The 14,411-nt window shown below is 59.3% G+C and carries 12 protein-coding genes; 10 read left to right on the forward strand and 2 right to left on the reverse strand.

The window, feature by feature from the left end:
- Positions 1-38: 38 nt before the first annotated feature.
- From V6942_RS15790 to V6942_RS15800, 3 genes are all read left to right on the forward strand, one after another.
- Complete coding sequence (locus V6942_RS15790) at positions 39-1,811, forward strand: type I secretion system permease/ATPase (protein WP_106924331.1); 1,773 nt, start codon at positions 39-41, stop codon at positions 1,809-1,811.
- Positions 1,808-3,142 (forward strand): HlyD family type I secretion periplasmic adaptor subunit, encoded by a 1,335-nt coding sequence (locus V6942_RS15795; protein ID WP_106924332.1) that lies wholly within the window; start codon positions 1,808-1,810, stop codon positions 3,140-3,142. The genes V6942_RS15790 and V6942_RS15795 overlap by 4 nt, the downstream gene beginning before the upstream one ends.
- Positions 3,143-3,290: 148 nt before the next feature.
- Positions 3,291-4,733 carry an alpha/beta hydrolase gene (locus V6942_RS15800; protein WP_420107851.1) on the forward strand — a complete coding sequence of 481 codons (1,443 nt, stop codon included), beginning with the start codon at positions 3,291-3,293 and terminating at the stop codon, positions 4,731-4,733.
- Positions 4,734-4,753: 20 nt separating this feature from the next.
- Here V6942_RS15800 and V6942_RS15805 read toward each other — a convergent pair whose 3' ends face one another.
- A complete protein-coding gene (locus V6942_RS15805) occupies positions 4,754-5,746 on the reverse strand; it encodes a chemotaxis protein (protein ID WP_106924334.1) in 993 nt (330 codons plus the stop codon).
- Between the two features lie 63 nt (positions 5,747-5,809).
- Positions 5,810-6,730, reverse strand: coding sequence for a ribonuclease BN (gene rbn, locus V6942_RS15810; protein WP_106924335.1), 921 nt, complete (start codon positions 6,728-6,730; stop codon positions 5,810-5,812).
- A gap of 44 nt (positions 6,731-6,774) precedes the next feature.
- Between rbn and V6942_RS15815 the strand changes: the two genes are divergently transcribed.
- From V6942_RS15815 to menE, 7 genes are all read left to right on the forward strand, one after another.
- Complete coding sequence (locus V6942_RS15815) at positions 6,775-7,236, forward strand: GNAT family N-acetyltransferase (RefSeq protein ID WP_182930280.1); 462 nt, start codon at positions 6,775-6,777, stop codon at positions 7,234-7,236.
- Positions 7,237-7,383: 147 nt separating this feature from the next.
- Positions 7,384-8,676: an isochorismate synthase MenF gene (gene menF / locus V6942_RS15820; protein ID WP_106924337.1), complete on the forward strand. Its 1,293-nt coding sequence runs from the start codon at positions 7,384-7,386 to the stop codon at positions 8,674-8,676.
- Between the two features lie 79 nt (positions 8,677-8,755).
- Positions 8,756-10,426: a 2-succinyl-5-enolpyruvyl-6-hydroxy-3-cyclohexene-1-carboxylic-acid synthase gene (menD, locus tag V6942_RS15825; RefSeq protein ID WP_333501464.1), complete on the forward strand. Its 1,671-nt coding sequence runs from the start codon at positions 8,756-8,758 to the stop codon at positions 10,424-10,426.
- The gene (gene menH / locus V6942_RS15830; RefSeq protein ID WP_333501465.1) at positions 10,423-11,190 is read left to right on the forward strand and encodes a 2-succinyl-6-hydroxy-2,4-cyclohexadiene-1-carboxylate synthase; all 768 of its coding nucleotides are present in this window, start codon (positions 10,423-10,425) and stop codon (positions 11,188-11,190) included. Before menD ends, menH begins: the two co-directional genes overlap by 4 nt.
- A gap of 8 nt (positions 11,191-11,198) precedes the next feature.
- On the forward strand, positions 11,199-12,056 hold the full coding sequence (gene menB / locus V6942_RS15835) for a 1,4-dihydroxy-2-naphthoyl-CoA synthase (RefSeq protein ID WP_106924340.1): 858 nt from the start codon (positions 11,199-11,201) through the stop codon (positions 12,054-12,056).
- Complete coding sequence (gene menC, locus V6942_RS15840; RefSeq protein WP_106924341.1) at positions 12,056-13,021, forward strand: o-succinylbenzoate synthase; 966 nt, start codon at positions 12,056-12,058, stop codon at positions 13,019-13,021. The genes menB and menC overlap by 1 nt, the downstream gene beginning before the upstream one ends.
- Positions 13,018-14,379 carry an o-succinylbenzoate--CoA ligase gene (menE, locus tag V6942_RS15845; RefSeq protein ID WP_182967446.1) on the forward strand — a complete coding sequence of 454 codons (1,362 nt, stop codon included), beginning with the start codon at positions 13,018-13,020 and terminating at the stop codon, positions 14,377-14,379. The genes menC and menE overlap by 4 nt, the downstream gene beginning before the upstream one ends.
- Positions 14,380-14,411: the final 32 nt, after the last annotated feature.

Raw genomic sequence — 14,411 nt, forward strand, 5'->3', positions numbered from 1 at the left:
TAACAGCACAACCTTATTGGTTTAATAAGGAGTAAACTATGCCGCGCCAGTATAAGTCCACAGAATTGAAAAATGCTCTGAAAGGAACCCGACCTGCATTTATTGTGCTGCTGTTTTTTGGCAGTGTCATCAATATGCTTATGCTGGCGCCGGCAATTTATATGCTACAAGTGTACGATCGTGTTCTGGCCAGCCAGAACACCACAACATTATTCATGCTAACGTTGTTAATCATTGGGTTATACTGCGTCATTGGGATGATCGAATTCGCGCGTTCCAGCGTCATGACCCGGCTCGGTAACCGCCTGGATGTAAAGCTGAATCAGTTGGTCTTTAACGCCACGTTTAAGCGTAAAATTGCGACCGGTGATAACAATCCGGCGCAGGCGCTAAACGATCTGGCTCAAATTCGCCAGGTGCTGGCAGGCAATAGCTTATTTGCCTTACTGGATATCCCCTGGACACCTTTTTATTTACTGGTCGCTTTTCTGGTTCACCCCATATTAGGTTATCTGTCGCTTGCGGGGATTATTATTTTATTTTTCCTGACGTTATTAACCGAATTGTCGACGAAAAATCCGATTCAACAGGCGAATATGCTCAGCGTGAATAACAGCAGCAGGCTTAATAAGCAGTTACAAAATGCCGATGCTATTGAAGCCATGGGAATGCTGGCTTCCCTGAAGCAGCATTGGCTAGAAGGCCACAGTAAGGTGATGATTTTACAAACCTACATTGCCGATAGATCGGCGGTATACAGCAGCCTGAGCCGTTTTGTCCGCGTACTTTTGCAATCTATATCGTTGGGCGTTGGCGCGTTGTTGGTGATCGCCGGGGAGATCACCCCGGGGCTGATGATTGCCGCATCGATCATCCTGGGGCGTGTGCTGAGCCCGGTGGAACAGGTTATCAGCAGTTGGAAGCAGTTTGTGCAGTTCCGCAGCGCCTGGAAGCAGTTAACCGCATTATTGCGCGATTATCCGGCCCCGCCAGAGAAAATGAACCTTCCCACCCCGAAAGGCACGATTAGCGTTGAAGGGGTCTTCGCCGCGCCTCCAGGGCAAAAAATCGCCACGCTGCGCAACATTTCTTTCCAACTCGAACAAGGTGAGGTGCTGGGGATTATCGGGCCTTCCGCTTCCGGAAAGAGTTCGCTGGCTAAGCTCATGGTTGGCGTATGGCAGCCGCTGAGTGGAAAAGTACGGATTGACGGGGCGGACATTTGCCAGTGGGACAAAATATTGCTTGGCCCCTCTATCGGCTACCTGCCGCAGGATGTTGAATTGTTCGAAGGGACGATTGCCGAAAATATCGCCCGCTTTAGCCATACCGACAGCCCGCCGATCGTTGCCGCAGCCATGCTCGCTGGCGTCCATGACATGATTTTACGCCTGCCTCAGGGCTACGACACCCCTCTGGGCGCTAATGGTTACCAGCTGTCCGGCGGTCAGCGCCAGCGTATCGGTCTGGCGCGAGCGGTGTTTAATAATCCGGCTTTTATTGTTCTTGATGAACCCAATGCCAACCTTGATGATGCCGGTGAGATGGCGTTAATCAAGGCGATTATCGCGCTGCGCGAGCACGGGCAAACGGTCGCGCTGATCTCTCATCGCCCAACTCTGCTTGGCGTTGTGAACAAAGTGCTGCTAATTAACGAGGGGACGATGCAGGCATTCGGTCCGCGTGAGCAGGTATTCGCCAATTTACGTCAGGCCAATATTCTGAAATCCGTCTCCGCTACCGAAGCCGCGACGGCAGACAATCCCGTTGTGCAGACCCTCAATGACGCCCCTCGCGAGGCCTTATCATGAAAAGTAAACCGAAAGCGTCTGCCATGCCGGAAACCGACACTATCGATACCAATATCTGGCCGCCGCTCATTAAAGGTCTGGTCGTTATCGTGATTGCGGTAGGCGGTTTTTTATTATGGGCCGTCAAAGCGCCTTTAGATGCCGGGGTGGTGGCTGATGGTACCGTCACGGTGTCGAATAATCGCAAAACTATCCAGCATCTCAGCGGAGGGCGGGTAACGGATATCTACATGAAAGAAGGCGATGTGGTGAAAAAAAATCAGGTCCTGATGCGCCTGGATACGTTGCAGCTGGACATGCGCTACAGCGCCTTAAGCGCGCAGTATATTTCGGCGAAAACCAGCGAGGATCGTTTACTGGCGGAAAGGACGGGGGCGGATCACATCACGTTCAGTCCGTCGCTGCTCAAGCATTTTGCTGGCAATAAACGCCTGCTGGAAAGTCAGCAGCTGCAGGCGAAGCTCTTTTTAACTCGCCGGAAAAATGTGCAGGATGAGATATCAATGATTGAGGAGACGCTGGATGGCCTGGCCGGGCAGACGGAGAACCTCAATAAAATAAAAGGCTATCGCGAACGTCAGTTCACGCTAATCAATAAAGAATTGGGCGCCGTTCGGGCGCTCAGTGAGAAAAATTACTACCCCAAAGCACAGCTCATGGTACTGGAACGTGAGGCCGCAGAAATATCCAGTACCGTATCAGAGGATATTCTCAATATCGCCAAGTTAAAGTCGCAGCAAAATGAGATGAGAATCAAGGCCTATCAGGTGCAACATCAGTATTTGCGGGAAGTGGAGTCGGAATTAATGCTTAAGCAAAAAGAGGTTGCGATGCTGGAAGATGAGCTGCAGTCAACCCGGCATGAACGGGATAACACGGTGATTCGTTCTCCTATTGACGGTATTGTGCTGGATGTGAAGGTCAGCACCGTTGGCGGGGTGATTCAGCCGGGGGAACGTTTAATGGACATTGTCGCCGCCGGTCAGCCGTTGCAAATTGATGCCAAAATCCCGGTGCATGCGATTGATAAACTGGCGCCGGGGCTCACTGTCGATGTGCTATTCCCCGCGCTAAACCATGCGTTGCTGCCTTCTGTACCGGCTCGGGTATTGACGGTTTCCGCCGATCGCCTGACCGACAAAGTAACGCAACAACCTTATTACCTGGCTGAAGTTCAGGTGTTACCTGAGGGGGTGCGTTTGCTGCGTGACCATAAAATTAAGGCCGGGATGCCGGCCAGCGTCACCATCAAAACGGGCGAAAGGACATTCCTGAGCTATCTGTTTAAACCGCTAATGGCCCGGCTTGAGATGGCGTTTAAAGAGATCTGAGCGCGGTTGCTGTCTGGCATTCCTCAGAAGGTTGGCGAATTTTTCAGGCCGACCTTCTTGGTTTGTAATACCCTATTACCCACTGACTCAAGCTGGCCTCTGTTGGCCAGCCAGAATACTCGATACCCTAAGGAGCTGCGTCAACGTCATGCTGGTGAAATGGACTAAGCGCATGGTTTTATTTGTTGTTTTTGTGCTGCTCGGCGTGCTGGGGACGCGGATTTACGACATTCAAAGCAAACCGCCTCTCCAGCTGTGGCATACCTTTGTGCCGCACGACATGCAGGCTCCGGCCATCGATAATACAACCTGGGACGGCTACATCCGCGCGGAAAATCGGCTTTTCGCTGACGTTCGCGCCAACGTAACCGACAAATTGCCCGCCAGCCAGCAGGCGTCGTTTAACCGCTATTTTGCGCAAAGCCCGCTTTATCCCGGTCATTTTTCCATGGACTGGAACCGTTCTGTCGTTCTGAAGCCGCAGGGGCAGCCAAAAGGTGCGGTGGTCTTGCTGCATGGGCTAACCGATACGCCCTACAGCATGCGGCATATTGCGATGCACTATCAGCAACTGGGCTACGTGGCCGTGGCCATTCGTCTGCCCGCGCACGGCACGGTACCCGGGGCGTTAACGGATGTGGCGTGGCAGGACTGGCTGGCCGCTACGCGGCTGGCGGTAAGAGAAGCGAAGGCGCTGAGCGGTAAGGATCGCCCGCTGCATCTGGTGGGTTACTCCAACGGCGGGGCGCTGGCGATGAAATATGCGCTGGATGCGTTGGATGACCCGACGCTGGACAGGCCGCAGCAGGTGGTCCTGATTTCGCCGATGATCGGCATTACGTCGTTCGCCCGTTTTGCCGGCGTTGCCGGTTGGCCGGCGGTCTTCCCGGCGTTTGCAAAAGCGGCGTGGCTCGGCATTGTCCCGGAGTATAACCCGTTCAAATATAATTCGTTCCCGGTCAACGCCGCACGTCAGTCGTATGCGCTCACTCAGGCGTTGCAAAAGCAAATAGCGGCAGGGGCGCGACAGCATAAGCTGAGCGCGCTGCCGCCGATTTTGACCTTCCAGTCGGTGATGGATTCGACGGTCAGCAGTGACGCGGTGCTGACCGGCTTATACGAGCGGCTTACTGCCAACGGCAGCGAGCTGGTGCTGTTTGACCTTAACCAGGCCGCCACCGTGACGCCGCTGCTGCGCGCGTCATCCAGTGCGGCGCTTTCACGGCTGCTGCCCGCGCCGCCGCGTCAATACGGCGTGACCGTTGTGGCGAACGTTGAGCCTACCACCACCCAAACCGAGGCCCGCACCACCGAGGCCGGGCAGATGAATGCGCGCGTGGCGCCGCTGGGCATTGATTATCCGCGCGATGTTTACTCGCTTTCGCATATTGCGCTGCCGTTCCCGGTGACGGATTCCCTGTACGGTCGCGAGCCTCAGCCGCGCAATCAGTACGGTATTAGCCTGGGGACCGTGGCCGCGCGCGGCGAACGCGGGGCGATGGTGGTTGAACTGGATGCCCTGATGCGCATGTCGTCCAACCCCTTCTTCCCGTACATGATAAGCCGTATCGATCGGACCATTGCCCGTTAAGCGGCCTGCGGCACGGGGGATTACACCGCGTGCAGCGCGCCGTCGGTTTTACCGCCCGGTGCCTTTAGCACCTGCTCAATCACCGAGGCCAGCTCGTTAATCTCAAATTTTGCAACGTAGCCGTCGGCGTTCACCTTGCGGATATGGTCCTCATTGGCATTCCCCGACAGCGACGAGTGGATCACCACCGGAATATTGCGCAGACGCGGGTCGGTTTTAATCTTGCGGGTCAGGGTAAAGCCGTCCATTTCCGGCATTTCAAGGTCGGTCAGCACGAGGGCGATTTTGTCGCTTACCGGCACACCTTCTTGCGCCGCCTGCTGGGCGATATGCTCAATTTTCTCCCACGCTTCTTTACCGGTGACGTGCAGCTGCGCCGGGATATCCATGGCCTTCAGCCCTTTTTCGAGCATCGCGCGCGCCACTTTGGAATCTTCAGCCACAATGGCGGTTGCGCCCGGCTTAATATTGAATTTGCGCGGATTGAGCTCTTTCGCGTGCAGATCGTGATTTGACGGGGTGATGTCGTAAAGAATCTGCTCCACGTCGATAACCATCGCGAGGTTGTTGCTCTCCTGGTGATCGTCCAGGCAGGCGATGCTGGTAATGTACTTGCCGTTTACCGCTTTTTCGGCGGTGTGAATCTGCGTCCAGTCGAGGCGGGTGATATTCTCTACCGACTCGACGGCGAAGGCCTGCACGCTGCGGGCATATTCGGTGATCAGCAAGATATTCAGCCCGTTGCTGGGGGTGCAGCCGGCGACGGCGGCGAGATCGATAACCGGGATAATCTGATCGCGAATGTTCACCATCCCCATCAGCGGCGGCTTGATGCCTGCGGGGCGGGTGAAGCTCGGCATCGGGACGATTTCGCGCAGCTTAAACACGTTGATACCGTACAGCTCCGAGGCGTCGCTCTGTGAGGCTTTGCCCAGGCGGAACAGCAGCAGCTCAAAACGGTTGGACAGGGTCAGATTAGCCCTGTCGTCGATCTCTTTCTGGAAATTATCCATGGTGCCCTCAGCGTATAAAGCGTGAACTCAATAACGCAGTTATCGGCACCGTGAGACAAAACGTTATGCCAGCGTGAAGGTGGCGAAATCGTCGGCCAGCTCGCAGTCCGGGAAAATATGTCGGCACTCGGCCAGCAGGCGGCGGCAGCCTTCGGCATCGTATCGCGAGCTGACGTGAGTGACGATCAGCCGTTTGGCGTTAGCCGCTCGCGCCAGCTGTGCGGTTTGTTCACTCGACGAATGGCCGCGACTATTGGCTTTTTCCGCCATCGCGGCCTCCAGCGTGGCTTCATGAACCATCAGATCGACGTCACGGGCCAGTGCCAGCGCCGCATCGCAGGGGGCGGTATCGCCAAAAATAGCGATTTTCTTGCCGGGTGTTGCCGGCGCAAGATAATGGGCGCCGTCGATAATCCGGCCGTCTGCCAGCGTGACGCGTTCGCCCGCTTTAAGCTTCTGGAACAGCGGGCCGGAGGGCACGCCGTCGGCAATCAGCCGCCTGGCGTCCAGCGCGCCGGGCTTGTCGTGCTCTTCCACGCGAAAGCCGTAGCACTCGACCGGATGATTGAGCGGGTAGGCGGTCACTTTGCGCAGACCATCGTCCAGAATCTCACCGGCGCTGATTTCCACCACGTCCAACGGGAAATCGGTCCATGAGCCGCTTAGCCGCAGCGTAGCGTCGACAAACTCAGCGAGCCCTTTCGGGCCATATAGCGTCAGCGGCTGGGCGCTACCGGCCATCGAGCGGCTGCAAATCAGCCCTGGCAGGCCGAAAAGATGATCGCCGTGCAGGTGGCTGATAAAAATCCGCTCAATTTTTCCCGGGTTGAACGCCGTATGCAGCAACTGGTGCTGGGTTCCTTCGCCGCAGTCGAAAAGCCACAGTCCCGGCTGCGTGGGGTGTTGCAGATTCAGCAGCATTGCTGTTACGTTGCGAGTACGCGTTGGCACACCCGCGGAAGTGCCTAAAAAAGTCAATTGCATAGCGCCGCGCCCCTGGCGGTAAAAAAAGGTCTAAGGAGCCTACCATGATTTGCTGGCAAGATTTGCACCATTCTGAATTAACCGTCCCGGCGCTGTATGCGCTGCTAAAGCTGCGTTGTGAAGTGTTTGTGGTGGAGCAAACCTGCCCGTATCTTGATGTCGACGGCGACGATCTGGTCGGCGAGAACCGCCATCTGCTGGGCTGGAAGGACGACAGGCTGGTGGCCTACGCGCGCATTCTGGTGAGTGAAGAAACGCTCGAACCGGTGACTGTCGGCCGGGTGATCGTCAGTGCTGACGTTCGCGGCGAGCGGCTGGGGCATCAGCTGATGGCCCGCGCCGTCGACACTTGCCTGCAACGCTGGCCGCAGCGCGCGCTGTATCTCGGTGCCCAGGCACACCTGCGTGACTTTTACGCTCAGTTTGGTTTTGTCGCCGTCACCGATGTGTATGACGAAGACGGCATTCCGCACGTCGGTATGGCGCGTGAGGTGACCCGCGCATAGCCGCCAATTCCCGCTATAGTAAAAGGCAAAGTCCGTTGCTTTTCAGTGCGATATTGCCTTGATACCCGCCCGCTCCCTAATCGTGGGTACTGCAATTTATGGGTAGTACCCCTTATACTATGTGGTTTTTATGATAGGGAGGTTTGCGTGCTGTCAATCTTAGCGGCGCTACAAAGCCTGTCAGCGCGTCTGGCAGACGATTTTCCCGCGTTGCCCGGCACGCGAATCCTTGAAGTCGCTTTCCCCCTGAACGATGCCTTCGATCCGCTCGCCTGGCTCAATGGTCAGGCGGTCTGGCCGCAGTTTTACTGGCAGCAGCGCAGCGGCAAAGAAGAGATCGCCGCGCTGGGCGCGGTACGCGTCTTCTCCTCGCTGACTCAGGCCAATGATTTTCTGGCGATGCAGGCGCGTGACGATGTGCGCGTTTGCGGCATTAACGCCTTCACGCCGACCGAGGGCTCGCTGTTTTTACCCCGCCTGGAGTGGCGGCGCGAAGCGGGACGGGCGGTGCTGCGACTGAATGTGTGCAGCGACGTCTCGCTGGCGCAGGATGCGGCGCTGGCGCGGGCGTGCCTGGCATTGCTCACGGACCACCACGCGAGCGCGGCCTTAACCCTGCGTCAGGAGAGCGAAACCCATCGCCCGGGTAAAGAGGGCTGGTGCCGGCTGATTTCGCAGGCGACCGAGGCGATTCGTCACGGCGAGTTTACCAAAGTGGTACTGGCCCGGGCCACGGATCTCACCTTCACCCATGCGCCGGACGCGGGGGCGCTGATGGCGGCAAGTCGCCGGGTCAATTTCTCTTGCTATCATTTCTTTATGGCGTTTGATGCGCGGCGGGCGTTTCTCGGCTCGTCGCCGGAGCGCCTGTTCCGTCGGCGCGGCGTTGATCTGCTGACCGAGGCGCTGGCCGGTACCGTGGCGGCGCACGACGACCCGACGGTGGCGCAGCGGCTCGGCGACTGGCTGATGCGCGACGATAAAAATCAGCGCGAAAACGGCCTGGTCGTTGACGATATCTGCCAGCGTTTGCAGGACGTAACGCAAGCGCTGGACGTGTTGCCTGCCGAAATTGTACGCCTGCGCAAGGTGCAGCATTTACGTCGCCGCATCCAGGCGACGCTCACGCGGCCGGACGACGCGCTGTGTTTGCTGCAGCTCCAGCCAACGGCGGCGGTTGCCGGGCTGCCGCGCGCGGCAGCGCTGGCGTTTATTGAGCGCTTTGAGCCGTTTACCCGTGAAGCGTACGCGGGCTCCGCGGGCTATCTTTCTCGTCAGCAGAGCGAATTTTGCGTCACGCTGCGATCGGCGAAAGTTGAAGACCGAACGGTACGCCTGTACGCAGGTGCCGGGATTGTCGACGGTTCCGACCCGGAGCAGGAGTGGCAGGAAATCGAAAATAAAGCGGCAGGGCTGCGCTCATTGTTGTTCTCTGAATAGAACATTACCGACTCATATCAAAATCCTACGTTGTCGTAGTATTTATACTGAGCCGCAATCTTTGATACCGGACAATTTCATGTCAGTAAGCGCATTTAACCGACGCTGGGCGGCGGTGATTCTGGAAGCATTAACCCGTCACGGCGTGCGGCACGTTTGCATCGCGCCCGGGTCACGTTCAACACCGCTCACCCTGGCGGCGGCGGAAAACCGCGCCTTTATCCATCATACCCATTTCGATGAACGCGGCCTTGGGCACCTGGCGCTGGGGCTGGCGAAGGTGAGCCGAGCGCCGGTCGCGGTGATCGTCACCTCGGGGACTGCCGTGGCGAACCTCTATCCGGCGCTGATTGAAGCGGGCCTGACCGGTGAAAAAATTATTCTGCTGACCGCCGACCGCCCGCCGGAGCTGATTGACTGCGGCGCAAATCAGGCTATTCGCCAGCCGGGGATGTTTGCCTCACACCCGTCGCATACCGTTTCGCTGCCGCGCCCGAGTCAGGACATCCCGGCTCGCTGGCTGGTATCGGTGGTTGACGATGCGCTGGGAGCGCTACACGCCGGCGGCGTGCATATTAACTGCCCGTTTGCCGAGCCGCTGTACGGCGACATGGATGAAACCGGCCTTGCCTGGCAGCAGGCGCTGGGAAACTGGTGGCAGGGGGAAAAACCCTGGCTGCGCGAGGCGCTGCATCAGGAAAGCGCGGCCCAGCGCGACTGGTTCTTCTGGCGACAGAAGCGCGGTGTGGTGGTGGCCGGGCGCATGAGCGCCGAAGAAGGCAAGCAGGTGGCCGAGTGGGCGAAAACCCTGGGCTGGCCGCTGATTGGCGACGTGCTGTCGCAAACCGGGCAGCCGCTGCCCTGCGCCGATCTCTGGCTGGGCAACCCGGCGGCGGTGAACGAGCTGCGTCAGGCGCAGATCGTGGTGCAAATCGGCAGCAGCCTGACCGGTAAACGCGTACTGCAATGGCAGCTTGCCTGCGAGCCGGACGAGTACTGGCTGGTGGACTCGCTTACGGGCCGTCTGGATCCGGCGCACCATCGCGGGCGTCGTCTGGTATGCAACATTGCGCGCTGGCTGGAACAGCATCCGGCGGAAAAACGCGCGCCGTGGGCCACCGTGATTCCTGCTATCTCCGCGCAGGCCTGGCAGACGGTTGCCGCGCACGGCGACCGCTTCGGCGAGGCGCAGCTGGCGCACCGTATTCATCGTTATCTTCCGCAACAGGGGCAGCTGTTTGTCGGCAACAGTCTCGTGGTGCGCCTGATTGACGCTTTAGGCCAGCTGCCCGCGGGATACCCGGTCTACAGCAATCGCGGCGCCAGCGGTATCGATGGGCTGATTTCCACGGCTGCGGGCGTGCAGCGAGCCAGCGCGCGGCCAACGCTGGCGATCGTCGGCGATCTTTCCGCGTTGTACGATCTTAACGGTCTGGCGCTGCTGCGCCAGGTCTCGGCGCCGATGGTACTGATTGTGGTGAACAACAACGGCGGGCAGATTTTCTCCCTGCTCCCCACGCCAGTGGAAGAGCGCGAGCGCTTTTACGCTATGCCGCAGAACGTTCATTTTGAACACGCGGCGAAAATGTTTGGTCTGAACTACCATCAGCCGCAGAGCTGGAGTGAGCTGGAGTCGGCGCTCGGCGCGGCCTGGCGCGCACCGGCGACGACGGTGATTGAACTGGTGGTGAACGACACCGACGGGGCACAAACGCTACAGCAGCTGCTGGCGCAGGTGAGCCAACTATGATCCTCCATGCCGTCGCCGAGCGTGGCAACCCCGCGCAGCCGTGGCTGGTCTTTTTGCACGGTTTTTCTGGCGATCGCCACGAATGGCGTCCCGTGGGTGAGCGCTTCAGCGCGCTAAACCGCCTGTATATTGACCTTCCCGGACACGGCGGCTCGGACAATGTGCAGATAGGCGGTTTCGCTGACATGGACAAATGGCTCACGGCAACGCTGCTGAGTTACAACATACTCAACTACTGGCTGGTAGGGTACTCGCTGGGCGGCCGGGTGGCGATGCACTATGCCTGCTGTTCGCAGCCGACAGGACTGGCAGGCGTCATCGTCGAAGGCGGTCATCCCGGGCTCGCCGATGATGCCGAGCGCGCCGAACGCTGGAAAAACGACCAGCGGTGGGCGAAACGCTTTGCCCAGCAGCCGCTGGCGACGGTGTTTAACGCCTGGTATCAGCAGCCGGTGTTTGCCAGCCTGACCGCCGTACAGCGCGACGCTCTGGTGGCGCTGCGACAAGAAAACAACGGCGTGGCGCTGGCGGCAATGCTGCTGGCCACCTCGCTGGCGGTGCAGGACGATTTGCGGCCTGCGCTGCAAACCTGCGCTTTCCCATTCCACTTTCTTTGTGGCGAACGCGATCGTAAGTTTCGTGCTATTGCCGAATCGCTTGCGCGGCCTTGCCATATTATTCGTGATGCCGGACACAACGCACACCGGGAAAATCCCGCGGACGTGGCGGCGTGTCTGGCGCAGATTTTGCCTGCTAACTTATAGGACTCGCTATGATTTATCCTGATGAAGCTATGCTGTACGCCCCGGCCGAATGGCACGACTGTTCCGAAGGTTTTACCGACATTCGCTATCAAAAATCCGCTGACGGCATTGCCAAAATCACCATTAACCGCCCGCAGGTACGCAACGCGTTTCGCCCGCTGACGGTGAAAGAGATGATCCAGGCGCTGGCCGATGCGCGCTATGACGACAATATTGGCGTGATTATCTTAACCGGCGAAGGCGATAAAGCTTTCTGTGCCGGCGGTGACCAGAAGGTGCGCGGCGACTACGGCGGCTACCAGGACGACAGCGGCGTACATCACCTGAACGTGCTCGACTTCCAGCGCCAGATCCGCACCTGCCCGAAACCGGTTGTGGCGATGGTGGCGGGTTACTCCATCGGCGGCGGCCATGTGCTGCACATGATGTGCGACCTGACCATTGCGGCCGATAACGCCATCTTCGGCCAAACCGGCCCGAAAGTCGGTTCCTTTGACGGCGGCTGGGGCGCTTCTTACATGGCGCGCATCGTGGGTCAGAAAAAAGCGCGTGAAATCTGGTTCCTGTGCCGCCAGTACGACGCCAAAGCGGCGCTGGATATGGGCCTGGTGAACACCGTGGTACCGCTGGCGGATCTGGAAAAAGAGACCGTTCGCTGGTGTCGCGAAATGCTGCAAAACAGCCCGATGGCGCTGCGCTGCCTGAAAGCCGCGTTGAATGCCGACTGTGACGGTCAGGCGGGTCTGCAGGAGCTGGCGGGCAACGCCACTATGCTGTTCTATATGACCGAAGAAGGTCAGGAAGGTCGTAACGCCTTCAACCAGAAACGCCAGCCAGACTTCAGCAAATTTAAACGGAACCCGTAATGCGTCGCGCCCAGGTTTACCGCTGGCAGATCCCGATGGACGCGGGCGTGGTTCTGCGCGAGCGGCGGCTGAAAACCCGCGACGGGCTGTTCGTCTACCTGCGTGACGGCGAGCGTGACGGCTGGGGCGAAGTGTCCCCGCTGCCGGGCTTCAGCCACGAAACGCTGGACGACGCACAGTCGGCGCTGCTGGCCTGGACAAACGCGTGGCGTCAGGATGACGCCGCGCCGTTGCCTGAGATGCCCTCCGTGGCGTTTGGTATCAGTTGCGCACTGGCCGAAATCAACGATGAACTGCCGCAGGAAGCGGATTTTCGCGCCGCGCCGCTGTGTACCGGCGACCCTGATGAACTGGTGCTCAAGCTTGCTGAGATGCCTGGTGAGAAAGTCGCCAAAGTGAAAGTGGGTCTGTACGAAGCGGTTCGCGATGGCATGGTGGTGAATCTGCTGCTGGAAGCCATTCCGGAGCTGACGCTACGTCTTGACGCCAATCGCGCCTGGACGCCGCTGAAGGCGCAGCAGTTCGCTAAATACGTTGACCCGGCGCATCGCGCGCGCATCGCTTTTCTTGAAGAGCCGTGTAAAACCCGCGAGGATTCGCGCGCCTTTGCGCAGGAAACCGGCATCGCCATTGCCTGGGATGAAAGCCTGCGCGAGGCGGATTTTCGCTTTGAAGCCGAGCCGGGGCTACGGGCGGTGGTGATTAAACCGACGCTGACCGGCAGCCTGGCGCGGGTGAAAGCGCAGGTGGCGGCCGCCCATGCGCTGGGCCTGACGGCGGTTATCAGCTCTTCGCTGGAGTCCAGCCTTGGCCTCACGCAGCTGGCGCGTATCGCGGCCTGGCTGACGCCGCAGACCGTACCGGGTCTCGATACGCTGGATTTGATGCAGACCCAGCTGATTCGCTGCTGGCCGCACAGCGCGCTGCCGTGCGGTGCGATTGAGGATATGGAGCCGCTGCTGTGACCTTCACAAACTGGCCGTGGCGTCACTGGTGCGCGCAGCGCGGCGCGGCGGCGGCGCTGCGTTTTGATGACGAGACGCTGAGCTGGTCCACGCTGTGCCAGCGCGTTGACTCGCTGGCCGCCGGTTTGCAGGCACAGGGTGTCAGGGCAGGGGACGGCGTGGCGCTGTGCGCCCGCAACCATCCTCAGGCGGTGCTGGCCTGGCTGGCGCTGCTCCAGTGCGGCGCCCGCATTTTACCGCTCAACCCGCGTCTGCCCGCGTCTCTGGTCAGTGAACTGCTGCCGGGGCTGACCCTCAGCCATGTGCTTAATCTCGACGGCGAGGCGCACTACGATTTGCCTGTGCTGCGGCTGCGTAGCGCGCGCCAGTACCACGATGTCGGCTGGCAGGCTGAACGGCTGGCCTCCATGACGCTGACCTCCGGCTCGACCGGGCTGCCAAAAGCGGCGGTTCACCGCTGCGCCGCGCATCTGGCGAGTGCGGAAGGCGTGCTGAGCCTGATGCCGTTTAGCGAAGGCGATTGCTGGCTGCTGTCGTTGCCGTTGTTCCACGTGTCCGGGCAGGGGATCTTCTGGCGCTGGCTGTTTGCCGGTGCGCAGATGGCGGTGAGTGAACGCCCGCTGGCCGATGCGCTGTCAGGCTGCACGCATGCTTCTCTGGTGCCTACGCAGCTGTGGCGGCTGTTTAACGACCGGCAGCCGCTCTCGCTCAAGGCGGTGTTATTAGGCGGCGCGGCGATTCCTGCGGCGTTGACGGAACAGGCAGCCGCCCGGGGGATCCGCACCTTCTGCGGCTACGGCCTGACCGAGTTTGCGTCGACCGTTTGTGCCCGCGAGGCCAACGGCGGCGATGACGTGGGTACGCCGCTGCCCGGCCGCGAGATGCGGCTGGTTGAGGGCGAAATCTGGCTCCGTGCGACCAGCATGGCGGCGGGCTACTGGCGTGACGGTGCACTCGTGCCGCTGGTTAATGCCGAGGGGTGGTTCGCGACTCGCGACCGCGGTGAGCTGCATGATGGCCGCCTGCGGGTAATAGGACGGCTGGATAACCTGTTTTTCAGCGGCGGTGAAGGTGTTCAGCCTGAAGCGGTTGAGCGCGTTATTGCCCAGCACCCTGCGGTCAATCAGGTGTTTATCGTGCCAGTGGACGACGCCGAGTTTGGCCAGCGTCCGGTGGCGGTAGTGGACGGTGAAGCCGCGCTGGACTTGCCTGCGCTGGCCGTATGGGCCAAAGATAAACTGGCCGGTTTTCAGCAGCCCTGCCGCTGGCTACGGCTGCCCGAAACGATGAAAGGGAGCGGGATAAAAGTTTCTCGTCATCAGCTCGGTCTCTGGGTTGCCGCGCAGTTTGCCGCATAAATCATATCCTGTGGTTATTTTGTTAATTTAAT

Origin of the sequence: Kluyvera genomosp. 2, from assembly GCF_036759865.1 — a bacterium.
Taxonomy (GTDB): domain Bacteria; phylum Pseudomonadota; class Gammaproteobacteria; order Enterobacterales; family Enterobacteriaceae; genus Kluyvera; species Kluyvera ascorbata_B.